Here is a 25610-nt window from a genome sequence, read left to right on the forward strand (position 1 = left end):
TAAACTGTCATCCCAAAATATAAAAAAACCGCTAAAGTATTATGCAACAAGTTGCAAAGCCAAAATAAGGATTCAGCATGACAACGACTAGCTATGCAAATATTTTAAAACCTTTACATTTGGGTTTTACCACGATTAAAAATCGTGTCGTGATGGGGTCCATGCATAGTGGGCTGGAAGATCGTTTTTATAATTATCCTAAGCTTGCAGCTTATTTTGGTGAGCGTGCGAAAGGTGGTGTCGGCCTGATTATTACAGGCGGTATTTCGCCAAACCGTCAAGGTTGGTTGTTACCTGCTGGCGGTACCATGAATACTTTAGGTGATATCGCTCCGCATCGATTGGTGACTCATGCAGTGCATAAGCATGGTGCCAAAATTTTAATGCAAATCTTGCATGCAGGGCGTTATGGCTATCAGCCTTTTGCAGTGTCAGCGAGTCCGATAAAATCTCCGATTTCACCGTTTAAACCGCGTCAATTAACGGACAAACAAATTCTTTCAACCATTGATGATTATGTCAAAACGGCAAGTCTTGCACATAAGGCCGGCTATGATGGTGTTGAAATTATGGGTTCAGAAGGCTACTTGTTGAATCAGTTTTTAAGCCGTCATGTCAACCAACGGACAGACCGTTGGGGCGGTGAAATTGAAAATCGTATGCGCCTTGCGGTTGATATTGTGAAATCGATACGTGCTGAAGTGGGTGAGAAATTTATTATCTGCTTCCGTTTGTCATTGCTTGATTTGGTTCATGATGGGAACACCATGGCTGAAGTCATTACTGTTGCCAAAGCTTTGGAAGCAGCAGGTGTGACGTTGTTGAACACGGGGATTGGCTGGCATGAAGCACGTATTCCGACAATTGTAACTTCAGTTCCGCGTGCGGCATTTGTGGATTATACCGCTGAAGTCAAAAAACATGTTGCGATACCTGTCATTGCGTCAAACCGTATCAATATGCCAGATACAGCTGAAGAAATTTTAGCTTCAGGCAAGGCAGATATGGTGCAAATGGCGCGTCCATTCTTGGCAGATCCATTTTGGGTAAATAAAACGGCGACCAACCGTGTCGATGAAATTAATACGTGTATTGCCTGTAACCAAGCCTGTTTAGATCATACTTTTAAAAATCAGCGTGCGACGTGTTTGGTCAATCCACGAGCGGCATATGAAACAGAATTGGTTTATTTAAAAACCAAAAAACCGAAGCGTATTGCAGTCGTCGGTGGTGGCGTGGCAGGTATGTCTGCTGCAACGGTAGCGGCAAGCCGAGGTCATGCCGTGACTTTATTTGAAGCTGGTGCAGAGGTGGGTGGTCAATTTAACTTGGCAAAAGTCGTTCCCGGTAAAGAAGAATTTCACGAAACGATTCGCTACTTTAAAGTTCAAATCGAAAAAACGGGTGTTGATTTGCGTTTAAACACGCGTGTAAACCGTGAGCAACTTGAACGTGAAGGGTTTGAGGAAGTTGTTATTGCAACTGGTGTGGTTCCTCGCAGCTTAAAAATTGAAGGTAGTGATGCACCGAATGTCTTGTCTTATGCAGAAGTGCTGAAGGGCGCAGCTGTGGGGAATAAAGTTGCTGTGATTGGTGCAGGCGGCATTGGCTTTGATGTATCTGAATTTTTACTCAAACCACCACATCAGCCACAACCAATGCCTTTAGCGGATTGGCAGCGGGAGTGGGGTGTTGATCCAAATCCAAACTATGTAACAGAAGGCGGTATGCAGGCTGCTGAGCTCGAACCTCCTGTTCGAGAAATTTATTTATTACAACGTAAAACAACTGCACTCGGTGCAGGGTTAGGTAAAACATCAGGCTGGGTACACCGTGCACAATTAAAGAAAAATGCGGTTCGTATGCTGCGTGGTGTTCAATACAAAGCCATTAGTGATGAAGGGCTTTGGGTTGAACATGCAGGGCATGATCAATTATTACGTGTAGATACGATCGTTGTTTGTGCAGGTCAGGAATCGGTAAAGCATTTGATGCCCGAACAGGGTGAGAAAACCCTTGCCAATTACCATATTATTGGTGGTGCAAAACTAGCAGCAGAGTTAGATGCGAAACGCGCAATACGTGAAGGTGCGGAGCTCGCGGCTAAACTTTAAGGATTTGGCGAAACAATATTCATTTGAAAGGTTTAGTTGTAATTTTTACTTGTCAGATGAATAAAACCTCCGTATTATGGCGCACATGGAAGCGTGGCAGAGCGGTTTAATGCACCGGTCTTGAAAACCGACGAGGGCGCGAGTCCTCCGTGAGTTCGAATCTCACCGCTTCCGCCAAATTCAAAAAAGCCCCTGTAGTGATACAAGGGCTTTTTTTTGTCTTAGATTTTAATTTGAGACGGCAATCTTACTTACTAGTATTTTAAGCAATGCTAAAAATGGATATCAGACTTAAAATTCAAGTCAGAAATTAATGCAAGGGTTGTCAAAGGTTGAATTAAAAGTAAGAGAAAAGAATGTTTATAGATTGATAGTGTTGAATTTATTTTTAATGGCCTATTTATTTAAATCTTTCACATGCATTGGGCAGAGCTATGATCGCTTATTTTGAAAAAATATCAATTGTATTTTATTTGATCAAATGTTTAGAAATGTCACGCCCCCTTGGCAAGGGGTAAAAAAGTGCTATATTGAAATCACAGTAGGTCATAACCAAGACGCTACTAATAGGTTGGACGGATTAATGACAGCTCGTTGAGTTTAGTAATGTTTAAGATGTTTTTGAATATTACAGACAAGAAATCAGCACTAGCCTTCCAACATAGAGCCCGCAGCAATGCGGGCTTTTTAATGTCTTTCAAAATGTGAAAATATAGTGTTTTTGTCAAACAATAATTAAATAGTCAACCTATGTTATTGATATATATTTACTAAAGTAAAATAAGTTTACATTGCCATGAAATCTAACATTTACAAAGCAGGTTGTTGCGTAAAGGTGTGATATAAAAAATTCAATTATTAAAACAAGTAGAGACGTCACTATGACACAGATGATCGATATTAAAGTGAAGGACCAATTTAGTCAGGTTTATGAAGCACAAGCTTTGGTGCGTAATCCTTCAGAAGAAGATTCAAGAGCGCTATTTCATCGCATTGAACATATCATTATTGCAGGTGAAATCATCCTACCCAGTATCGAACTACTTTTTGAAAGTCAAAAATCGGACAGTATTTACAAGCTTTTAGAAGCTTAAATTGAATGAATAAAAAAACTCACCTTAATGGTGAGTTTTTTTATTTTTAGAGATTGAAATTTAAGCTGTTTGATCTGCTTTAAATTGATTCAAAATATAAGACAGTAACTGATAGCGTGTCATTGGGTTGCTAGAAGACAGTTCAACATCTTGTTTACGCACTTGGATTTCTTGAGTTAAAACCCCAGCTTGAAAACGTTGTACGATCATATGATCTTTTGATACATCATGATCGGTCAGCACCAGTTTTGGTCCAAGGTGCAGATGTCCAATCGCATCTAGACATTGTTCAAGGCTGCTATATAGGTTGAAAAGGATGAGTGCCTGATCATTAGAATAATTGGCTAAATTCATTTTTATTATCCATGGTCAAAAATTATTGAGCAGGAATAGTGTATACGAATTGAGCAATAATAATCTGTATGGATTATTTTTCATTTAATGTCTGTCTAGCTAACTTTGGTTAAATCATTGAGACAGCTTAAATCTTTATGAAAAATAAGTTGGAATTCGCTTTAAATTAAAGCGGCTTGAATACCAATGGGACATCATAACGGGCAAATTCTTCAATGATACTGTTTAAAACCAATTGAGCTTGAGGTTCCGCTGCTGTAAAGGTGAGTTCTTGGTTCGTTTGGCTGTTAAAGCATTCGACTTGTTCTATACGCCAAATTGTTTCAATGGCTGTATTTTGAATGACCACACGTCGAGGTTGTAATTCGTCACTAATTTTTCGTGGCATGACATAGGTAATGGCCAATTGAACATCGGGCAATTCGTCTGGTGAGGTTAAGAATGTAAACACCCAATTGCCAATTTTGCTGAGTTGCATAGGATTATCGAAAGAATCAAATTCTAAACAAAACTGTTGTGACATTGACATGCTCAAACGCTAGGAGATCGGTTTTATTCTTGCGATTTTTTACTGTTGATTGACATTAGGGGAAGGTCGTATAAAACAGCAGTTAAAACCATAAAAGAAATAAGTGAATCGATAAAGTTAATAAAATTCAATTCTTTATATTGATATGTGTGAAGAATAACTCACCTCATTAAGTTGTTTTTTGAATGAGAAGTGAGGAAAAGTCTCTAAGTCAAACCAGTTGTTGCAGATTTTTTATACTGTAATTAATTTGCTGTAATGCATGTTGTAAGAGTTTAGGTTGAATATTGGATTCATTTAGACAGGTGATCCATTGCATCTGACAGGCTTTTAAGTCTGCAATATCCGTGGCCTGTTGAATATTAAGCATTAATTTTTTTGCCATCAGCCCACAATAACGCTGTAAGTAACTGCACATAAAACTCTGCAACTCATCAAAATCATGCTCGATGAAATCAACGGTTTTTTCTGGTAATACAGGATTGTTTGTTGTCGTAGTTTCAGGTGTGGATTGTGGGAATTGATGGGGTGTAGAGCCCATCGCATCCATTGGTAGGGAGGTCGTCAGTGCGTACTGTGAATGAATCTGAGGAACTTCCATCGTAGGAATTGAAACTTCATTAAAAGTCACATGTTCTTGCGCTGTGAGATCAAATGCAGGGCTAAGGTTATTGAGATCGGATGTATTGCTAGGCGCTTTTTTAGGAGTATTAAAAGCAGAAAAATCTGAGCTTTGAAGGCGTAGATGATCATGTGCTGTAATTGGCTGAATCAGCCCAAGTTCCATTAGTTGCTCGAGCAATGTCTCTTCAGCAATCCGCTGCTGATAATGCACTGGCATTTGGTTAAAGTCATCACTACCAATTAAGAGTAGCAGACGACGTTGTCTAGCATTTAATGCGAGCTGTCGGTCTTTTAAAGTTTGAAACCCCAGCTCAGTTTTTTGATAGTTGAACATGCCTTAATTCCATAGCTCAAAAGAATTAAGGCAATCCTATGCAGTGATAATGACAGTAATATTAAGAAAATATTAAACAATCAATGATTTATAAAGTAATGACAGCAGAGTTTTCTAAAGCTTTACGCAAGTACGGGTCTAAGTCATCTTGACGTAATAGCCATTGCACATAGTCCGCAGGTAATTCAGCAATTGCAGTACCACGGTGTTTACCAAAATTAATACTGCGTGGAATGCGTGCATCTTCCGAAGCTTCAAATAATTCTTCGATGCTGTTAATTTTTAAGTGATGGACGATATGCATCAAAATATTGGCAGTTAAAATAATATCCATATCTGCGCGGTGAGCTTTACGGATCATTTCACGGGCTTTTTCACTGCCTTTGGTGATCATATAAATCAAGGCAGAAATATTATGTGCTTCTGCATCAGGCCAAACTCGACGAGCAAGGGCAAGGGTACAAATGGCTTTAATTTTTGAACCATCTACGCCACATTTTTCGAGCGCGCGAATATCATAGTCAATATTATGCCCAATGATGTATGTCGTCTCAGTTGGAAGCTCAAAACTGCTGTAGTGGGGCTGACCTTCAAGATCTGATTCTAAAATATGATGTACAGCCATTGCTGCAAAAGAAATCGCTTCATCACAACGATAAAGTTGATCAAAAATTTTAGATTTATCTAAAGTAATTTTAGCATCTGCCACCTGAATTGGAGCATAGGCAATCTCGATGGGTTGTCCATTTAGTGTATGGGTTTCTGTGTCGAGAATGATGGCTTGCATGTCCAGTTCCAGCATGTTGAATAATGTTTATGAATGTACATGATCACATCCACACTGACAAACCAATGCTGTGATTATTTGTAGGAATATTATGAAGATGGCAGCGTAATGTATAAATAATCTGCTTTTATCGCGTCTGCAGAAATAAAACCTTTATAGCGGTAAAGCTAATTATCTTCTAAATCGACTCATTTTAAAGGCTTTTGTCTATCACGATATTTAAAAATGGCACATAACATATGATCATAATCTAAAATGATAAAACGCTATTATTGGAATGTGATCTCATAGCAATTAAACATCTGTTTTAACAATCTTTGAAAAAAGCTTTGATTTGCACTAAGTTGATTCAGCTCTCGAATACGTCCATTGTCTGAATGATGATGAATTTTGAGTAGTCATTTTTGCTGATAGGTACTTGCTGCAGTCATACGTTTATAAGTGACTTTTGCAGTTTGAGTTTTTCACTTTTGAACCGCGGACAAAATAGCCTAAGACAAAACCTAAAATAGAGAAAATCAATATGTGCTACATGCATAGTCCATAAATCTATTTTGTTAAAAAATCTAATCTAAAAAATTAAATTATAAATTAAATCAGGGTATTATTATGTTGGTGTGATTCTTCATAAATGAATAGGATGATCAATGGCGTTGAAATCGCTTGAACGTATTGAAATTCCATACGATTAATCATTAGGAATGACTTTAAAACAACAAATAGAAGGAACAAGGGATGATGAACCGACTTAAGTTAACGGTATTGGTTAGTAGCACACTCTTTTTGGTCGCGTGTGGAGGAGGAAGCGACGGTGATTCGTCATTTATTATCGATGATGGGATTCCAAAAAATAATATAGCTGCGCCTGTTGTAAAAACACAGGTCTATATTGATGCTAATACCAATGCTAATACCGTTTTGGATACGGTGAGTGCCAATAAAACATTGATGACTTATAAAATGCTTGGCGTGAATGGTGCAGAAACTCAAGCAACAGCGTTACTCTTTACGCCTAAAGGCACCAAACCCACTGGAGGTTGGCCTATTGTCGCATGGGCGCATGGCACTACAGGTGTTGCTGATGAATGTGCTCCAAGCCAACAAGGCTTAAAGGGTAATGAATATTTTATTGCAAAACTTTTAGCAGCAGGTTATGCAGTAGTTGCACCTGATTATGAAGGTTTGGGTGAACCGAGTGGTAAAGAGTTGCATCCATTCTTAAATTTAAAAAGTGAAGCATATTCCATTACCGATGCAGTGGTTGCTGCGAGTAAAAACTTAGGAAACACCACAGAAAAACGATGGTCAGTTGTAGGACATTCACAGGGTGGGCAAGCAGCATTGGGAGCTGCTCAATATGCTTCACGTGCACAGTTAAGCTATAAGGGGGCAGTGGCTGTAGCGCCAGCTTCTAACTTAGCTCTAATTCTCAGTGGAGGTGAACAAAAAGCCGCAGCTGAAGACGATCCGATTAAGAAAATTAATATTCTTGCACCGCTTGATACCTTTACATCGCTAATTACAGCAGGTTTAAGAAACTCAACACCAACCTTACAATATAGTGAAGTGTTTGTCCCGCCAACTGACCAACTCGCTGCTCAAGCTGAAAGTGTATGTTATGACGTTTTAGGGCAAACTTTAGGTGGGGCAATGGGGGCTTATGTACAAAAGAATGGAAAATTAGATGGCTACCCTCGAACGCAAGCTAATTTTATGACCAATATTAAAGTGGTTAAACAATTCTTAGAGCAAGACTCTCAACCGCTACTCAAAAAATTGAGTACACCAATTTTCATTTATCAAGGCAGTAATGACTCAACAGTTCCAAAAGCGGCAACGGATGTGTTGATACAGCTCGCCACAAGTAAAGGAACTAAAATTAATTATGTGACGGATACAGACGATGCCATCACACCAAAATGGGATCATGCGACAGTTTATACCGCGAATTGGGATGAAATTGTCTTAGATGTAAAATCTCTAATGCCAGCGAATTAAACATGCAAATAAAGCCTAATTGATCTGATTAGGCTTTATTTTTAAGACCTCAGTTTCGAATGACTTGTGTTTCCCAGCCATCATATTGCGCATTTTCCTGTTTTGCTAATTCAAAAAGCACCAATGTGCATTGATCAATAGATAATTGATCTACATGATCTTTTCTCGAAATGATCAGTTTATAAGGATAGTTTTCATTTTCTTCTACCGTCGTTTTCTCAACTACAGCAAAGCCAAGGTCTTCGACTTTCTTAATGAAATTACTCTGTTCATTCAGTAATTTAAAGTAAATCCAATGATCTATTGGACGTGCAATTTCAAGACTGTCTCCATTGTTTCGCAGACTTTCAAGGACTTTACTATTGGACATCATTTGTAAATTCACTTCATTTGGATAAAGGTTTCTAAAATATATGTTCCAATCTCTATCGCTTTTTTTACCAAAACTATAATGGTAGTCAGGGAATGCCTGCATGGCAGACTGAATTGATTGCTCTGCATTAATATGTGGTGCAGCGTAGAAGAAAAACAGCCTTTTTGTATCACGCGTTACACGGCCCACATATACAGTTAACTTGTTTTTAGTCATGGCTGAAATCAAGGTATCTTCTAATTCTAATAAAAGATCATATTCCTCTCTGGAAGATAGTCCATCTTCTCGAGGGTGATTCATTTGTAATGCAACCCAAATCAAATTTGAAAGCGGCTGAATTGGAGCATTTTGAGCTAAAGCCAAATTCAAAAAATAGCTGGAGGGTATTCCATCGATTTCATCAAGATAAAAATCCCAATTTTCTTGGATCTCAAAATATCGAATGTCTGCTGGAGCGGAAATTGAATGATGCGGTAAATCGGTAAATTTATTGTCTATTTCCATCAGCCCCAATTCCTGTAATTATTCATTTATTCACTAAAGATTAGTAGTTAAAATGAATAATAATCACTTGGAATTAAATAAATATCAAACTGTGGAAAAGACAAACTTTCTGTTATAATACGCGCCAATCTTAGCACGGCTTAAAAGCCCTAATTTAATAGGACCTCGCTAATGTTTGCCAACACCTCTATTGCTCAATTTGACCCTGAATTAGCTCAAGCGATCTCGAATGAAGATGCTCGCCAAGAAGCGCACATTGAGTTAATCGCTTCAGAAAACTACTGTTCACCTGCAGTAATGGAAGCTCAAGGTTCAAAACTTACTAACAAATATGCAGAAGGCTACCCTGGTAAACGCTACTATGGCGGTTGCGAGTATGTAGACGTGATCGAACAATTGGCCATTGACCGTGCTAAAGAATTGTTTGGTGCTGATTATGCAAACGTTCAACCACACGCTGGTTCACAAGCAAACTCTGCAGTTTACCTTGCGCTACTTAACCCAGGCGATACAGTTTTAGGTATGAGCTTGGCTCACGGTGGTCACTTGACTCACGGTGCTAAAGTTAGTTTCTCTGGTAAAACTTACAACGCAATTCAATACGGTTTGAACCCTGAAACTGGCGAAATCGACTATGAAGAAGTTGAACGTTTAGCTGAAGAACACAAACCAAAAATGATCGTGGCTGGTTTCTCTGCGTATAGCCAAGTTGTTGATTGGCAACGTTTCCGAGATATCGCGGACAAAGTTGGTGCTTACTTATTCGTAGATATGGCTCACGTAGCTGGTCTTGTTGCTGCTGGTGTTTACCCAAGCCCAGTACAAATTGCTGACGTAACTACAACGACTACACATAAAACACTTCGTGGTCCACGTTCTGGTTTAATTCTTGCGAAAGCAAATGAAGAAATCGAGAAAAAATTACAATCAGCTGTATTCCCTGGTAATCAAGGTGGTCCTTTAGTTCACGCTGTAGCGGCTAAAGCGATCTGCTTCAAAGAAGCAATGGCGCCTGAATATAAAGCTTACCAACAACAAGTTGTTAAGAATGCGCAAGCAATGGCTGAAGTATTAATCGCTCGTGGTTATGATGTTGTTTCTGGCGGTACTAAGAACCATTTGTTCTTATTATCTTTAATTAAACAAGACATTACTGGTAAAGATGCCGATGCTTGGTTAGGTGCTGCTCACATTACTGTGAACAAAAACTCAGTACCAAACGATCCACGTTCTCCATTCGTGACTTCTGGTATCCGTATCGGTACTCCTGCTGTAACAACACGTGGTTTTGGTGAAGCTGAAGTACGTGACCTTGCAGGCTGGATCGCTGACGTTCTAGACAGCAAAGGTGACGAAGCTGTGATTGCTGCAGTGAAAGAAAAAGTTGCTGCTGTTTGCGCTAAATTCCCAGTTTACGCAAAATAAGTCTGACTTGAGAAAGCCCCCTCAAGGGGGCTTTTTTTTATGTCATCAGAAAAATTCAAAAGTTATCTAAACATTTATATTTCTGATATAACGGAATAAGAGATAACAAAAAATTTGCCCATCGCTATAGATCTGTTGGCAAGGTCGCAAAGGAACTTTATATGAAAAAACCCAATATTATTCTTTCAGAACAAGATTTACATCGCTTAGAAACTATGTTGGAGCATCAGTCTAAGTTGACGCCGACGATGGAGCATTTGGAAGATGAGATGGCGCGCGCTGAAGTGGTTGCTCCACAAGATGTCCCTGCCAATGTGGTGAGTATGAATGCCAAAGTTCTCATTAACATTGCACCTGCGACAGAAGCAACCGAAATTACACTGGTCTATCCACATGATTTTCGTGGCGATAAAGGTCAAGTCAATGTTTTGGCTCCAGTGGGCGCTGCCATTTTAGGTTTGGCTGAAGGGCAGGAAATAGAATGGCCGCAGCCTGATGGTCATACCATGAAAGTCAAAATCATTAAAGTGCTCTATCAACCTGAGCGTGAAGGGAATTATCTATAATTCCGCTGTGATATACAGATAAAATCCGCACACAAAGCCATCGATACCGATGGCTTTTTTATTTTTTCTTTATTGCATTTTTAGATATGAAATGTGTAAATGTTGTTAAGCAGATTTCATTACAACCATAGCAGTTTAACTTGGGAAAACTGTCAAATAATTGACAGAGTCATGGGCACGAAGTCGGCACACTTTATTTCAACAACACCATCGTTGCTTAATAATTTGAAGAATAAGGTAGAGCCCTATGACACAATTAGAATCGAATCATTACAATCCAGACTATCAATATCAGCATATTGAAGTAAAACCTGTAACCGGTCGTATTGGTGCCGAAATTTCTGGCATTCAGTTGTCTGGAAGTTTAGACAAAAGCGTGGTCGATGAATTTAATCATGCACTATTAAAATATAAAGTTGTATTTGTGCGTGGGCAGCAAGATCTCACCGATTTAGAACAAGAAGCCTTTGCACGACTTTTAGGAAATCCGTTGAATCACCCAAGTGTGCCACTCAAAGATGGTACAGCACATACGTTGTCAATTGACTCACGTGGTGGGCGCGCAGATTCATGGCATACCGATATTACATTTTTACCCAATTATCCCAAAGCCACAATTTTAAGAAATGTAGTTGCACCTGAACATGGTGGCGATACAGTTTGGGCCAATACCGTGACGGCTTATGAAGATTTAAGTCCGGAGCTGCAAAAACTGGCGGAACAATTACGCGCGGTGCATAGCAACAGTTATGACTATGCGACGCCGAAAGGTCAGTACAATGAAGAAGGTCGCCACTTATTCCGTACTGCAGTAGAAGTGGAAACTGAGCATCCTTTGGTGCGTGTACATCCTGAAACAGGTGAAAAAAGTTTGGTGTTGGGTCACTTCTTTAAACGCTTCAGTGGATACAGTCCGGCACAGTCACGACGCCTATTTGAACTGTTTCAAGAGCAAATCGTGCAATGGGAAAATATTGTGCGTTGGCGCTGGGCGGTTGGTGATGTTGCGATTTGGGATAATCGTGCGACGCAGCACCGTGCCATCAATGACTATGGTGATGAGCTACGTATCGCCTCACGTGTCACTATCGAGGGCGATGTACCTGTCGATGTAAATGGTCAGCCGAGTACTGTACTGAAAAATATTCAAAACACCGACATTTCAAACTTGCGTTCTGAAGCAGGCCGTATTTATGAGAAAGCATCTTAAGTATTAGAGCGTCATTTAAAACAGCATAAAAACAGATAAATAATGCGAAAAACAATGGTTTTACATTTTTCAGCACTTGCCTAAGATCAATGAGATCTTAGGCATTTTTTTATAGACGTGAGCGATCAAAAGAACACCGCCCAACAGCATTTGTTGCAAATTTTGCGTAATGAAGACATCTTTAAGGGCTTTAGCGATCAGACTTTAGAACAGCTTGTGCAACAGGTGAAATATTCACGGTTTCATTCGCAGCAGCACATCTTAAAACAACAACAAATCGTGCAAGATATTTATATTTTGCTTTCAGGTACGCTACAAATTGGTTGGTTGCAAAATAATGGTGAATTGATTGTAAATGACTATATCCGTCGCCAGTCGGTATTTAATTTTGTCGCAGTCTTACAACAAAAGCCTTTGAATTATGATTATTTTGCTGCGACACATGTCGAGGTGGCAATCATTTCTGGAACAACGTTTTTAGCGGTTTTACAGCGTGATCCACAGGCGCTTTGGAATGTCGTGCAATCTCTCAGTCGACGTATGTATTTGATGTTTGAGCATAATCGTTATTTGAGAACGGCAACGCTAGAGCAGCGCATCGCAAGACATTTGATTCGACTCTATGAACAATATGGCTGTCGGCAGGAAATTCCTTTGAGACTCAGTCAGCAGGAATTTGCAGAGTCTTTTAAAATTTCACGCCAAACCTTGAATAAACATCTGCAGCAATTTGTTCAAACACAGGTGATCGCGTGGAATTATGGACAAATCGTGATCTTGGATCTTGAGCGTTTAAGGCAAATGAGTGAACTTGATGAATAAATAAATTTACCGTGTACTGGAAGCCATTATCGCAAATGGCTTCATTAACCTTACCTAGATTAGTGCTTACTGATTTTATCTAAATATCCCATCATAAAAGCAGAAAAAACAAAGGTTAAATGCATGATGATGTACCACATGATTTTGTCATTGGGAATGTTTTTCGCATCCATAAAAATGCGTAATAAATGAATCGAAGAAATTGCCACGATTGATGCTGCAACTTTGAGTTTTAATGAATTGGCATCCATGGTGCCGAGCCAGTTCAAGCGATTGGTCGATTCATTAATTTTTAATTGCGAAACAAAGTTTTCATAGCCTGAAAACATCACCATTACAATCAGTCCGCCCACCATAGTCATATCGACCAAAGAGAGGATGACTAAAATCAGGTCAGCTTCTGAATATTCTAAAATATGCGGAAGGACATGAATGACTTCTTGGAAAAATTTAATCGCGAGCAGTAGCAGTGCAAAGGATAAACCAAAGTACACGGGAGCCAGAATCCAACGTGCTGCATACATTGTGTTATGGAAAAAACGTTCCATTTAAGCCTCTAAATTTATTGATCTAATATTTGGTTCTAAAGTATATGGATTAAATTTTACGATAATTTTGATAATAATTCATGTAGAGTCAGTTGTTTAATTTAAATCTAGATTGAATCTTTGGGTATCTTAAGCTTGAATTCATCTGTTTAGGTCATCATATCCATTCAAATGATGCTGTATGGCTGCTTTGGCGGATCTATAGGCAACGGTTGAATTTGATGGCGAAATTTGACTGATGAAATAGATGTATTTTTTGCAAAATACTACAAGACTTTTATGGCAAAACTTGTAGTATAAAAATGATTTTATTGAGTTTAATTGGCTATGTCACAAATTGATGTATTGGTGCCGTTAAAGGATATTACGGTAGATCGGGCGGAAGTGCTTTCGATTAAGCGGAATGACCTTGTGCCATTACTGACCGATCAATATCGTCTAAATCATTATGCCGATCAATTAATTCAAGCACAGTCGGTGCTGCTAGACGGTGTTGACCCTCAGTTGACGAAACAACTTAGTCAAACCATTGAGCAGCTGATTCAAGCCTTAGCCAATTCAAAAAAATATTTAAAGACACGCAAATTTAATGCCCTGCAAAAATGGTTAGGCATCGATTTGGAATATGGTTCAGGACAAGTTGAATATTATAAAAATCTAGATCAATTACTTGATCGGGCAAATCATCTGAGCCAAAAGTTACAGTTAGAAATTCAAAAGTCTCAAGCACGTTTTAATCAATTGCAGGGTTTACGTGAGCAAATGGCGCGTTATATCGTCGCGGCTGAAGAGTTTTTGGTGGAATACCCACAGTTTGTGAAAAATCAGCATCCGCTTGACAACTTTGCAGAACGTTTATCGAAAAAGGTGAATACCTTGCAAACCTTACAAGCCAGTAATGATATTGCAATTACACAAATGCAGCTTTCTCAGCAGCTTTCTTTTGGATTATTAGATCGATATAAGGAAGCTCAGCAGGTGTTGATTCCAGCATGGCAATATCATGTGAAACAAAGTCGTCAAAGTAACTCGACAAGTTCATTGGAAAAGCTTGATAATAGCCGTGAAAATTTGATTAAAACTTTAAAAAAATCATTAGAGAATTCCTCTAAGTCTTAGAAATATAAGGTGGGTTATGACCGATTTAGATGCCAAAAATTTACCCGTTGAAGTTAGCAAAGAATTGACTGAAGAAAAGTTTCAGCAACTCAATTTGCAGGAAATTGGCTTACAAACTTCCGATTTTCACGAAGTCGAAGCTGCACGTAAGGAATTGGCAGATTTAAGTCATAATAGTGTTGCTGAATATGGTAAAAACATTGCCACCAAGACGTCGACCTATACCGATGAATTATTAAATTTGGTGCAAAATAAAGATCTAGATGCGACAGGTCAAAAGCTCAATCAGGTGGTACAAGTCGCACAGCAATTGAATACCACGAGCATTTTAAATAAATCTAAAAGCTCAGGATTTTTTGGTGGTTTACTCAGCAAATTTAAAGGTGCCAAGCAAAGTTTTGATCAGCACTTTAATACCACCAAAGAGCAAATTGATGCTTTGGTTAAAGAAATTGAAACTTCGCAAAATGGCTTAAAAGCGCGTGTAAATACATTAGATAAAATGTTTGAAGGCGTGCAAGACGAATATAAACAATTAGGGGTGTATATCGCCGCAGGTAAGTTGAAAGAGCAGGAAATCCAACAGGAAATTGCAAGTTTAACTACCCAAGTTCAAGATCAAACCACTACGCAAAAAATCTATGACCTCAACCATTTGGCCAATAATCTTGAAAAACGTGTGAGTGATTTACAGATCTTGCAACAGTCTGCGATGCAGACCTTGCCGATGATTCGTATTATTCAATCCAACAATTTGATGTTGGTCGATAAGTTTTATGCAATTAAAAACATCACCTTACCGGCTTGGAAAAACCAAATTAGCTTGGCGATTTCATTGCAAGAACAAAAGAACAGCGTGCAATTGGCAAATAGCATTGATGATGCGACCAATGACCTGTTAAAACGCAATGCAGATTTGTTACATCAAAACTCTGTCGATACAGCAAAAGCCAATCAGCGTTCAGTGATTGATATCGAAACACTTGAACATGTGCAAAATACCCTCATTAAAACCGTTAATGATGTGATTCAAATTCAGAAAGAAGGTATACAAAAGCGTGAAGAAGCGACGACACGTATTCGTGCCTTACAAAACAATTTGAATCATTTGGTGATTGAATCGAGTGGTTCAAACCCTTCTTCATAAGCTTTGAGGGAGGTGAAAATATAATCTGAAGGAGTATGTCTTTGCCTCCCATTGATGAATATGCGCTAAATCCGCAGCAACTGGAATCTGGGCTTCAAACCATTAAGAAGCGTCAACGCAATTTGACGTTATTGACCTTAACCAGTGTTTCTGTGCTGATCGTTTCGGCTGTGATGCTGTTTATTCAGCATGATATGGTCTATAGTTTTTTTGGCCTAAGTTCTAGCGTACAGCAACTGCATATCCCTGTTAGTGCAGGTGATCTGGCATATCAACTCGGTGAGTCCTCCGACTATTTTTCAAATTTTCTATCCTTTATTGGTTGGTTATTTCTCAAACTCATCGTTTCATTTATTGGCGCATTTTTCTTGGTTGGATTTCTAAAGAAATTTCAATTTTTTAGAATTCGCTTCCAATCTTTTGTATTGAAATTTGTCGGCTGGATTTTATCGTTTATTGTGCTTTGGTCAGGCTTAACTTATGTGCAATATGACCTTAATCATGATGACCGTGCAGCAGATCAAAAATTGGTACATTATGAAAAAAATATTCAAGAAAGCCAGCTAGCTTTCGAGATGGAAGATGCACAATTGGAAAAACCTGTGCAAGCCTATTTACTTGCACAAGCTGCTTTGATGCATAAGCCTGTAGATCGTGCGACAGCCATTCCCTTGGTGCAATCTTTAATCAATGCCGAGCAACAAAATCCAGCAAAATTCCGTGAATATGGTTTTCAGCCTGAACAGCTCTGGGCGATGCAAAATCAGCTATTTGATAAAACTATGACACCGATGGCGCAAAGTGTGGAAAAACAAGTTCAGCAAGCCAATGTGGTTGAAGTTGTTGTACGTTGGGTGTTGATCGCTGTGATGGTACTCACGCTGGTTTTGAGCTTAATTTTGTATCTGCTTTCGCAGCAGTTCAAATCACGGATAAATCGAATTGAGCAGGGACTTCATTAACAGGCCTATTTTCTTTTTAGATCATTGCATTGCTCAGAATAAAAATCCCCATCAAATTGTATGGGGATTTTTGATCTTGGGTAGATTAACTTGCGCGATGAAACAGTTGTCGAAGTTCCTGTGTAGAAAAAGTCTGATCATTCACTTCGCCATCCACAAGGTAAAAAGGAATGGGGTGCTGTCCCTTTGATTTTACATATTGTGTAATTTCATGCTGACGGTCTGCAATATCTTTATGTTGAATTGAGCGCAGTACTTTTGAGCCATCTAAACCAATGCCTTCAATGATGCTTTTTAAAACCTGAATATCAGCAATATTTTGACCGTGTGCAAATAATGCATGGAATAAGGCTTGAGTCAGGGCATATTGATCCAGAATATTGTCCAAGGCCAAAATACCTTGATGAGCCAGTTGACTGTTTGGCATACGTTTCATGTGCTCAATATTGATAATCACATCTTCGCTATAAGCGGCAAACTTTGTCATTTCGAGTTTTCGATTTGCTGCACTTGAGCCATACTTATTGGTTAAATACTGCAGCACATCTAAGCCTTGTTCAGGAATTTCAGGAACGCGTTGAATCGGCAATAGCTCTACACGGGTTGCTGTATGTTCATTCCAGTTTTGTTTTAACTTTTGAAATCCGACATAACTCATGGGATAAACAATATCAAAGACAAATTCAATTTTCATTATTCTGCTCACTATTGATTTTATACATGTAGATCGATGGCTGATTAATGCAAGGGATAGATTGCTGCTGTATCGATGGCTCTTTAAAGCAGTCAAATCATCTGATATTTCATTTGATTTAAAGCCGACTTGCTGAAATGAAACTTAAAGCTTTATAAAGGTTTTGTAATTGATCAGGTCGTGCGTATGTCTTGCATAGGCTTGGTGTAATTTCAATAAAAAAGAAAAAAATGAGGGATTTATCACGATATATATGTACGAAATAAATCATTTTAATGTTAATATAGGCCCATATATTTATGATTTAGAAAGAAATTTAATCATTTGATTTGTAAAACCGATTAATTTTATAAAAACAAACCGTTTCACCTATTTAATGGTTTGTTCTATCATTCTCTCATCAAATAAATTTACTCCTCTGGAGACGTTAGCAATGTTAGATCAAAATACTTCTGCTCAATTAAAAACCTTACTTGAACGCCTTGAAGGCCCGATTGAAATCGTCGCGACCTTAAACGGTACTGACAAATCAGACAAAATTAAAGAATTGGTAACTGAAGTTGCTGCTTTATCTGATTTAGTGACTGCACGTTTTGACGGTAACAACAGCCGTGCGCCAAGCTTTGGTATTGCAAAAGCAGGTGAAACTCCACGTGTATTCTTCGCAGGTCTGCCGATGGGCCACGAGTTCACATCTTTGATCTTGGCATTGTTACAAACCTCTGGTTATGCACCGAAAGTCTCTGACGAAGTACTGAACACCATCAAAGGTCTCGGTCTTAATACTGACTTTGATGTGTTCGTATCACTCAGCTGCCATAACTGTCCTGACGTGGTTCAAGCCTTGAACCTAATTGCGATCTATAACCCAGGTACAACTGCAACCATGATTGATGGTGCATTCTTCCAAGACGAAGTCGAAGAACGCAAAATCATGGCTGTACCAATGGTATTCCAAGACGGCAACCACATTGGTCAAGGTCGTATGACCTTGGAAGAAATCATTGCTAAATTAGACACCAACTCTGCCGCAAAAGATGCTGAAAAGTTAAATGCCAAAGAAGCCTTTGATGTTCTTGTGATTGGTGGCGGCCCTGCGGGTAATACCTCTGCAATCTATGCAGCACGTAAAGGCATTAAAACCGGTATCGTGGCTGAACGCATGGGCGGTCAGGTCGTGGATACGATGGACATTGAAAACTTCACGTCGATTCAAAAGACTCAAGGTCCTAAGTTTGCTGCTGAAATGGAAGCACATGTACGTGAGTACGGTGTGGACATTATGAACTTGCAACGTGTATCTGACATCAAAGGTGCTGACCAAACAGCTAATGGCTTAGTTGAAGTGACTTTAGAGAATGGTGCAAAACTTGAATCTAAAACAATGATTCTTTCAACAGGTGCACGTTGGAGAGAAATGAACGTTCCAGGTGAGCAAGAATACCGTACTCGTGGTGTAGCTTACTGCCCACACTGTGACGGTCCATTGTTCAAAGGCAAACGTGTTGCAGTGATCGGTGGTGGTAACTCTGGTGTTGAAGCAGCGATCGACCTTGCAGGTATTGTTGAACATGTAACGCTTGTTGAGTTTGATACCAAGCTTCGTGCTGACCAAGTGCTTCAAGACAAGTTAAACAGCTTGCCGAATACGACTGTGATCATGAATGCATTGTCTACAGAAGTAGTTGGTGATGGTTCACAAGTGACTGCACTGAACTACAAAGACCGTGCAACAGATGAAATCAAAACGATTGAATTGGCAGGTATCTTCGTACAAATCGGTTTGTTACCAAATACTGATTTCTTAAAAGAAACAGCGGTTGAACTTTCAAACCGTGGTGAGATCGTAATTAACGAGCGTAACGAAACCAATGTGAAAGGTGTATTTGCTGCAGGTGACTGTACAACAGTACCGTACAAACAAATCATCATTGCAACAGGTGAAGGCGCGAAAGCTTCATTGTCTGCTTTTGATTACATCATCCGTTCGGGTCAATAAAAGAAAGGCCAGTGTGTTTCGAGAAACACGCTGGCCGCGCTGAATGTTGTCATTTGAATATTATTTTTCTTAATATTCTCGTTTTACAGGAACTTTGGATGCTAACACCGGAGTTCCTTTTTTTGTCTGCAAAATTAGGATTCAAAAATGTCCCCACACATTTTGAATCCTATTCGTTGCCCAGCTATTTTTGTTTTACAACCTTATTTTTATACTTTCCCCAAGGTTGTTTCTCTATAAAATATAAAGCGGAGTAAGCAATTAATATACCAATCACATCACGAATTTAAGATTTAAATAAATTCAAGCCTTTAAACTTCTCCATTAACTGCTCATCTGTCTCCACATGTTCAGGATGAGGCACAATGCACTCAATCGGACAAACTGAAACACAAGTTTGGTGCTCATAGAAACCGACACATTCAGTACAACGTGCGACATCGATTTCATAAATCTTTGAGCCTTCATAAATAGCGTCATTGGGACATTCAGGTAGACACATGTCACAATTGATGCATTTATCTGTAATCAACAAAGCCATAAAGCGAACTCAAGCCTGATACGCTAAAGACGAAGCCGAAATATCTACGGTCGAATTGGGTAAATTACGAATCAGTAGGGCATAGCGCATATCGACATCGGCAGGCACAGGAATATCCACGATATGACCTGAACCTTTGGCATCGTCAATCAGATTACCTTTTTTATCTTTCATTTCAGTTAAAACGAAGGTGATATTGCCTGAAGTGGTCATCAGTTCTAAAGAATCACCCACAACAAAACGGTTTTTCACTTCAATTTTAAGAGAGTCCCCATCGCGTTCTAAAACTTCACCTACAAACTGTTGATGATCAAAACGTGATGATCCGGTTTCATAGTTTTGATATTCACTATGAACATGGCGGCGTAGAAAACCTTCGGTATAACCACGATTCGCAAGGCCTTCAAGCTGAGACATGAGGGCAGGGTCAAACGGTTTGCCAGAAAGAGCATCATCGATGGCTTTACGATAAATTTGAGCGGTACGCGCACAGTAAAAGTAAGACTTGGTACGGCCTTCAATTTTTAAAGAATGAATGCCCATTTTGGTTAAACGGTCTACATGCTGTACAGCACGCAAGTCTTTCGAATTCATGAAATAAGTGCCATGTTCATCTTCTTCGGCAGCAAACATGTCTTCTTCATTGCGTTGTAATAAAACCGGCTCGCCGAATTGGTGTTGTTCTAGGGCGTGTTGCTCATCGGCATTTTTATTTTTGCAGCATGATGATTCTTCAATTTGTGTGACTGGAATAACATCACCAGTTTCATCTTCAACTGCATCGTGAATTTTATAATCCCAACGGCATGCATTGGTACATGCACCTTGGTTTGCATCACGTTTATTCATGTAGCCAGAAAGTAAGCAACGACCGGAGTAAGCCATACATAATGCACCATGTACGAAAACTTCAATTTCCATATCAGGTACATTGTGTTTAATTTCTTCAATTTCTTCAATTGATAATTCACGTGACAGAATGACACGTGTCAGTCCCATATTTTTCCAAAATTTAACCGTTGCCCAGTTCACCGCATTGGCTTGTACAGACAAATGAATGGACACTTCTGGAAAATGTTCACGCACCATCATAATCAGACCGGGGTCAGACATGATTAGCGCATCAGGATTCATGGCAACCACAGGTTCAAGGTCACGGATGAAATTTTTCAGTTTTGAGTTATGCGGTTGGATGTTTACCACCACATAAAACTTTTTACCTAAAGCATGGGCTTCTTCAATGCCAATTTTTAAATTGTCATGGTCGAAAGCATTATTGCGCACACGTAAGCTATATCGCGGCTGACCTGCATACACGGCATCTGCGCCATAAGCAAAAGCGTAGCGCATGTTTTTTAATGAGCCAGCAGGTGAGAGGAGTTCGGTTACGTGTTGAATCGTCATGTCAATAAAGGCATAAAAAATTTATGGCTTTATTGTAGTGATCTAAAAAAAGGTTTCAACCAAGTATTTTAGTTGGGTTTTCAAGATATTCCGTTTTCCAAATGTTTTAAAATTTGGCAATCATTAATTTGACTGGTTTCATTACAACTGGCACGGAGCTTACTTAACTGTATTTTAAAATTTTCTAATTCTTTAATTTTTTCAGAAACTTGACGAATGTGATTGTCAATTAATTCATTCACAGCATGACAGCTTTGCGTAGGGGATTGCTCAAGTTCAAGCAGGGTTTGAATCTCGGTGAGAGAAATATCGAGGTTTCGACAGCGCTTAATAAAAACCAAACGTTTGTACATTTCTTCATCATAATAGCGATAATTGTTGTCTGCGCGGAAGCTAGGTTTCAGCAGTTTTTTCTTTTCATAAAAGCGAATACTGTCAACGCTTACCCCAGATTTGGTGGACAATTCTTTAATCAAATAATGTTTTTGTACGTTCATGCTTGACCTTGGAGTGAGTCCATAGTTTTGAATAAGAATAATACAAATCCATTGATTTTTAAATTGGAGCATATTTATGGCATGTACATGTAGTCATGAGCCAGCACCAAACAAACCCAACAGTAAATTTCGTATTGCACTTTGGATTGCCTTAATCATTAACGCCATGATGTTTTTGGTGGAGCTGATTGGTGGGGCTTATGCACATTCTTCTGCGCTTTGGGCGGACTCGTTAGATTTCTTTGGTGATGCTGTAAATTATGGGGTTTCATTAGCCGTGCTTGGCGCCAGCTTATATTGGCGTGCAACAGTTGCCTTGGTGAAAGGTTTTGTTATGGCAGCGTTTGGGATCGTGGTCATTGCCAAAGTCCTCTATGCCTATGCCAATGGGATCGCTCCTGAACCGATCACCATGGGTGTGATTGGTATTTTGGCGCTAGTTGCTAATGTCATCTGTGCATATGTTTTATATGCCTTCCGTGAAGGTGACTCCAATATGCAATCCGTTTGGCTATGTAGCCGTAATGATGCCATTGGTAATGTCGCAGTGATCTTGGCTGCAGTCGGAGTATTTGGTACAGGCAGTCTATGGCCAGATTTGATCGTGGCTGTAATCATGGCGATTTTAGGTTTAACGGGCGGTTATCAGGTGATTCGAAAAGCACTGCAAGAGCGTAAGCAAAAAGATATTCTGAGTACCCCTTGCTCTTAAATTATTCCTCTTAAATTCACCGTTAATGGCATTCATTTCAGCAAGGTTTTAAACGCAGATGAATAGACGTTAAATCGCTAGTTGAAATTAAAATAGCCGTCAGTTTTATACGAAATTTTCCTGACTGCTATATCGATAAATCTTCTGAAATCAGACGGTATTTAATGGGATGCTGAGGTTTTATCTGCAGACTCCAATTAAGTTATGCTTTACAATAGCGCGCGAAAATCATGTTTAAAAATTAGGTTTTCTACCTTAAAAGCTTTATGTTTAGGCCCCATTGGTGCATCAGGTAAATTAAATGTCGAAAAAGCAAGACATCATTAACGTTGCGCTCCAACTCTTCAATTCTTATAGCTATAACTCGATTGGTATAGATCGAATTATTGGGGAATCGGGCGTTGCTAAAATGACGTTTTATAAATATTTCCCCTCTAAAGCCAAATTAATTGAAGAATGTCTCGTGATTCGAAATCTTAATTTACAGGAATCACTTGAAGCTGCTATTGCAGAATGTGATCCAGAAGACCATCTTTCGCATATTAAAACCATTTTTGCTTGGTACGATGCTTGGTTTCGTACTGCAGATTTCAATGGTTGTATGTTTCAAAAAGCAGTAGAAGAAATATCTAAAGTTTATCCTTCGTCATTACAACCTGCGATCGATTATAAAGATTGGCTCAAATCAAAACTAAGTACTGCCTTACAAAATCTGGGCATTCAGCAAACTGAACAACTAGCTGCATTTCTGAGTAGTATTTTGGATGGCATGACCATCCAAGCCCAAATTGACCCCAACCAAGTGCATTTAGCAGATTATTGGAAGCGAGTTGAAACCTTAATTCGTTTGGAATTGGCTGCTTAAAAATTTGTTTGTAGGCATTTAGGTTTTAAATCTAGCGACGACTTATTTGTATTGATTAACAATCAATTTTTTCACATGACTTAAGATTCTAAGAAAATAAAAAGCGCGATTATTTGGGGTAATCGCGCTTTGCTGACAATTGTGCGTTCAAATCATTCACTTTGTTAGCTTAAGTCAATGATTTGATTTTCGAACGTTTTATACGTTTTCTCTCATTTATATTTTTACCCTCTGAATGCTAAATTCATTCGGTTTTTGCAGCAAAATAGACAGACTTGTCTGTTTTTTTGAATTATAGGGGATCTTAGGTGAATTACAAGACAGGAAAGAAAGGTTTGTGTGTTTTTTAATCTAGCTTAAGTTTAAATTAATCCACTATTTTTAAAGATAATATTAAAAAATTGATCATTAAGCTCGATGTTAATTAGACGATAAAACTATTTTTACAGTTGCGTGCATGACGCTGTTCGTTGGGTGCAAGTACATGGTCTAAGACCATTTGGTGAATATTTTATATGCAAGAAGTAATTAGTGAGTGGGTTCTCCGCTTTTTATTTTTAAGTGAATTTTTGAATCGTGGATTTTACATAACGAAACATCTTCTATGGTTTTAAGCATTAAGTTTATTGATGAATTTGACTAAACTAGCAGCAAAATTATTTCCATGATTACAATTTAGAATTTTTATTATGTTAGGCAAAATATTTGCTGTATTAGAACAATTGGGTCTATCCGCCCAAAAACGTGCCATTCATGTGCAATTTTCCAACCCTGCGTTGAATGAAGAGCTTTTTATTCAACGTATTGATGGGGAGCATATCTTAAACCAAGGCGTACAAGCGACTTTGATTTGCCTATCTACCAATGCCCTTATTCCACTAAAACAATTTATTGGCGCACAGGTCGCTGTTGATCAAGTGACAGATCAGGGTGAACTCTTCCGTACCACGGGTATTATTACCGAAGCGACCCAAGGGCAGAGTGACGGTTCACTCACGCTGTATAAACTCACTTTAGAAGATGCAACATCGCTATGGCATAAGCGCCGCAACAGCCGTGTGTTTATGAACAAATCTGTTCGCGATGTCAGTGAAACTCTCTTTAAAGAATGGCAAAGCAAAAGTCCGCTTTTTGCTGCCAGTCTAACGCTAGATCTAAGCGGTTTAGGCCAAAACTATGACGTTCGACCTTTCATCATGCAGTCGAATGAAAGCGATTATGACTTTTTAACCCGACTTTGGCGCAGTGAGGGTATCAACTGGCTCATTGATGAAGCGCAGCTGAAAGTGCCGCATTCTTCAGCGCCAATTGAAAAACAAAAACTTCGCCTGATTGATGACAATAGCCAATATCAAGCACTCAGCCGTCGTAGTATCCGCTTTCATCGCTCTAGCGCCACTGAAAAACAAGACAGCATCACCAGCTTGATCGGTGAACGTAGCATTCAGCCGACTGCGGTCCATGTACAGCGCTGGCAAGCCGATGGACTCAGCCAAGAAGAAGGCGCAGGTTCAGTTCAAAGCAAACATCAGCATAGCCAAAGCCAAGACAATGCTAGCTTAAGTCTCGAACAAGCATGGCATATCAGCCCTGCATGGATGCAAGATTTAAAAGGTGAAGACCAAGCTACCGCTTCATCCAACAGTCAAATTGAAAAATTGAATCAAAACCTAACGCGCTATCATGAGCTACAATCGAAAAAATTCAATGCACAATCGACTGTGCGTGATACTCAAGTCGGTTATTGGTTTGAACTGAATGAACACCCTGAAATTGATCAACATAGTGGTGCAGACAAACAATTTTTAATCACAGAAAAGAAATTCTATAACCAAAATAACTTACCCAAAGACCTCACTGAACAGGTCAATCAACTGATTGAACAAAGTCAGTGGAACATTAAACCGATCCATGAACAGGCCGAGCGTCAGGCCAATCAGCTCACATTACAACGCCGCAATATTGTGACGGTTCCTGCATATAACCCACTCGAACACCGTCCAAGCACCCATCCGCAACGGGCTAAAGTTGTCGGGCCAAGTGGTGAAGAAATACATGTCGATGAATGGGGGCGTATCAAAGTCCGCTTTTTATTTACCCGTGGAGATGACCACAGCCATGATGGCGGTGCAGGCAGTAATGACAATGATACGGATTCTGCATGGGTAGATGTGCTTACCCCATGGGCCGGTGAAGGCTATGGTGCACGTTTCTTACCACGTATTAATGAAATCGTGGTCATCGATTTCTTTGACGGTAACATCGACCGACCATTTGTGGTGGGACGTATACATGAAGCACAGCGCAGTCCGACCCAATTTGATAGTAAAGGCAAACTGCCAGACACAAAAAAACTAGCGGGAATAAAAAGTAAGGAAGTCCAAGGGG

General features: G+C 39.3%; 24 protein-coding genes and 1 tRNA gene. 15 read left to right on the forward strand and 10 right to left on the reverse strand.

All coding sequences use genetic code 11. The features are described 5' to 3' along the window. Positions 1-77 precede the first annotated feature (77 nt). From FTV04_RS06655 to FTV04_RS06665, 3 genes are all read left to right on the forward strand, one after another. On the forward strand, positions 78-2114 hold the full coding sequence (locus FTV04_RS06655) for an NADPH-dependent 2,4-dienoyl-CoA reductase (RefSeq protein WP_180074327.1): 2037 nt from the start codon (positions 78-80) through the stop codon (positions 2112-2114). An 87-nt stretch (positions 2115-2201) separates the two neighbouring features. Next, a tRNA-Ser gene (locus FTV04_RS06660) sits at positions 2202-2291 on the forward strand. A gap of 704 nt (positions 2292-2995) precedes the next feature. Further along, positions 2996-3208 carry a hypothetical protein gene (locus tag FTV04_RS06665; RefSeq protein ID WP_078189132.1) on the forward strand — a complete coding sequence of 71 codons (213 nt, stop codon included), beginning with the start codon at positions 2996-2998 and terminating at the stop codon, positions 3206-3208. A 60-nt stretch (positions 3209-3268) separates the two neighbouring features. Here the strand turns inward: FTV04_RS06665 and FTV04_RS06670 are convergent, their stop codons facing one another. The 4 genes from FTV04_RS06670 to FTV04_RS06685 form a co-directional block, all read right to left on the reverse strand. Continuing rightward, positions 3269-3562, reverse strand: a complete 294-nt coding sequence (locus FTV04_RS06670; RefSeq protein ID WP_111885765.1) for a hypothetical protein — start codon at positions 3560-3562, stop codon at positions 3269-3271. Positions 3563-3728: 166 nt separating this feature from the next. Then, on the reverse strand, positions 3729-4085 hold the full coding sequence (locus FTV04_RS06675; RefSeq protein WP_078189130.1) for a hypothetical protein: 357 nt from the start codon (positions 4083-4085) through the stop codon (positions 3729-3731). A 217-nt stretch (positions 4086-4302) separates the two neighbouring features. After that, positions 4303-5049, reverse strand: coding sequence for a hypothetical protein (locus FTV04_RS06680; protein WP_180089085.1), 747 nt, complete (start codon positions 5047-5049; stop codon positions 4303-4305). A gap of 88 nt (positions 5050-5137) precedes the next feature. After that, a complete protein-coding gene (locus tag FTV04_RS06685) occupies positions 5138-5836 on the reverse strand; it encodes a 3'-5' exonuclease (RefSeq protein ID WP_180089086.1) in 699 nt (232 codons plus the stop codon). Positions 5837-6574: 738 nt separating this feature from the next. Between FTV04_RS06685 and FTV04_RS06690 the strand changes: the two genes are divergently transcribed. Beyond that, on the forward strand, positions 6575-7834 hold the full coding sequence (locus FTV04_RS06690) for an alpha/beta fold hydrolase (protein WP_180089099.1): 1260 nt from the start codon (positions 6575-6577) through the stop codon (positions 7832-7834). A 49-nt stretch (positions 7835-7883) separates the two neighbouring features. On the opposite strand, the gene FTV04_RS06695 is transcribed toward FTV04_RS06690, so the two are convergent. After that, positions 7884-8711 carry a DUF695 domain-containing protein gene (locus FTV04_RS06695; protein ID WP_180089087.1) on the reverse strand — a complete coding sequence of 276 codons (828 nt, stop codon included), beginning with the start codon at positions 8709-8711 and terminating at the stop codon, positions 7884-7886. Between the two features lie 171 nt (positions 8712-8882). On the opposite strand from FTV04_RS06695, the gene glyA reads away from it, so the two are divergent. The 4 genes from glyA (at position 8883) to FTV04_RS06715 (ending at position 12734) form a co-directional block, all read left to right on the forward strand. After that, positions 8883-10136 carry a serine hydroxymethyltransferase gene (glyA, locus tag FTV04_RS06700; protein ID WP_180004205.1) on the forward strand — a complete coding sequence of 418 codons (1254 nt, stop codon included), beginning with the start codon at positions 8883-8885 and terminating at the stop codon, positions 10134-10136. Positions 10137-10297: 161 nt separating this feature from the next. Further along, positions 10298-10702 carry a nucleoside diphosphate kinase regulator gene (gene rnk, locus FTV04_RS06705; RefSeq protein WP_078192900.1) on the forward strand — a complete coding sequence of 135 codons (405 nt, stop codon included), beginning with the start codon at positions 10298-10300 and terminating at the stop codon, positions 10700-10702. A gap of 247 nt (positions 10703-10949) precedes the next feature. Next, positions 10950-11912, forward strand: a complete 963-nt coding sequence (locus tag FTV04_RS06710) for a TauD/TfdA family dioxygenase (protein ID WP_180089088.1) — start codon at positions 10950-10952, stop codon at positions 11910-11912. 117 nt (positions 11913-12029) lie between these two features. Next, entirely contained in the window at positions 12030-12734 is a 705-nt protein-coding gene (locus FTV04_RS06715; protein WP_180089089.1) for a Crp/Fnr family transcriptional regulator, read from the forward strand. A 59-nt stretch (positions 12735-12793) separates the two neighbouring features. On the opposite strand, the gene FTV04_RS06720 is transcribed toward FTV04_RS06715, so the two are convergent. Then, positions 12794-13282: a TIGR00645 family protein gene (locus FTV04_RS06720; protein ID WP_078189122.1), complete on the reverse strand. Its 489-nt coding sequence runs from the start codon at positions 13280-13282 to the stop codon at positions 12794-12796. A gap of 327 nt (positions 13283-13609) precedes the next feature. Here FTV04_RS06720 and FTV04_RS06725 point away from each other — a divergent pair, with 327 nt between their 5' ends. From FTV04_RS06725 to FTV04_RS06735, 3 genes are read left to right on the forward strand one after another with little or no spacing between them, the layout of a single operon-like run. After that, on the forward strand, positions 13610-14401 hold the full coding sequence (locus tag FTV04_RS06725; RefSeq protein WP_180051210.1) for a tellurium resistance protein: 792 nt from the start codon (positions 13610-13612) through the stop codon (positions 14399-14401). Between the two features lie 16 nt (positions 14402-14417). After that, positions 14418-15548, forward strand: a complete 1131-nt coding sequence (locus FTV04_RS06730; protein ID WP_180004210.1) for a toxic anion resistance protein — start codon at positions 14418-14420, stop codon at positions 15546-15548. A gap of 41 nt (positions 15549-15589) precedes the next feature. Further along, the gene (locus tag FTV04_RS06735) at positions 15590-16510 is read left to right on the forward strand and encodes a hypothetical protein (protein ID WP_180089100.1); all 921 of its coding nucleotides are present in this window, start codon (positions 15590-15592) and stop codon (positions 16508-16510) included. A gap of 85 nt (positions 16511-16595) precedes the next feature. Here FTV04_RS06735 and FTV04_RS06740 read toward each other — a convergent pair whose 3' ends face one another. Next, positions 16596-17204 (reverse strand): DsbA family protein, encoded by a 609-nt coding sequence (locus tag FTV04_RS06740; RefSeq protein WP_180089090.1) that lies wholly within the window; start codon positions 17202-17204, stop codon positions 16596-16598. Positions 17205-17637: 433 nt separating this feature from the next. Between FTV04_RS06740 and ahpF the strand changes: the two genes are divergently transcribed. Next, complete coding sequence (ahpF, locus tag FTV04_RS06745) at positions 17638-19203, forward strand: alkyl hydroperoxide reductase subunit F (RefSeq protein ID WP_180089091.1); 1566 nt, start codon at positions 17638-17640, stop codon at positions 19201-19203. Between the two features lie 286 nt (positions 19204-19489). Here ahpF and FTV04_RS06750 read toward each other — a convergent pair whose 3' ends face one another. The 3 genes from FTV04_RS06750 to FTV04_RS06760 all read right to left on the reverse strand — a co-directional run bounded on the left by FTV04_RS06750 (position 19490) and on the right by FTV04_RS06760 (position 21645). After that, complete coding sequence (locus FTV04_RS06750; RefSeq protein ID WP_180089092.1) at positions 19490-19744, reverse strand: YfhL family 4Fe-4S dicluster ferredoxin; 255 nt, start codon at positions 19742-19744, stop codon at positions 19490-19492. A 9-nt stretch (positions 19745-19753) separates the two neighbouring features. Next, positions 19754-21148 (reverse strand): tRNA 5-hydroxyuridine modification protein YegQ, encoded by a 1395-nt coding sequence (gene yegQ / locus FTV04_RS06755; protein WP_180089093.1) that lies wholly within the window; start codon positions 21146-21148, stop codon positions 19754-19756. An 80-nt stretch (positions 21149-21228) separates the two neighbouring features. Beyond that, on the reverse strand, positions 21229-21645 hold the full coding sequence (locus FTV04_RS06760; RefSeq protein ID WP_180089094.1) for a Cd(II)/Pb(II)-responsive transcriptional regulator: 417 nt from the start codon (positions 21643-21645) through the stop codon (positions 21229-21231). Between the two features lie 76 nt (positions 21646-21721). Here FTV04_RS06760 and FTV04_RS06765 point away from each other — a divergent pair, with 76 nt between their 5' ends. The 3 genes from FTV04_RS06765 to FTV04_RS06775 all read left to right on the forward strand — a co-directional run. Then, positions 21722-22357, forward strand: a complete 636-nt coding sequence (locus FTV04_RS06765) for a cation transporter (RefSeq protein ID WP_180089095.1) — start codon at positions 21722-21724, stop codon at positions 22355-22357. Positions 22358-22658: 301 nt separating this feature from the next. After that, positions 22659-23222 (forward strand): TetR/AcrR family transcriptional regulator, encoded by a 564-nt coding sequence (locus FTV04_RS06770; protein WP_180089096.1) that lies wholly within the window; start codon positions 22659-22661, stop codon positions 23220-23222. 689 nt (positions 23223-23911) lie between these two features. Next, on the forward strand, positions 23912-25610 hold a 1699-nt coding region (locus FTV04_RS06775; protein WP_180089097.1), incomplete at its 3' end, for a type VI secretion system Vgr family protein.

Source organism: Acinetobacter sp. YH12219, assembly GCF_013417875.1.
GTDB classification, from domain to species: Bacteria; Pseudomonadota; Gammaproteobacteria; order Pseudomonadales; family Moraxellaceae; genus Acinetobacter; species Acinetobacter amyesii.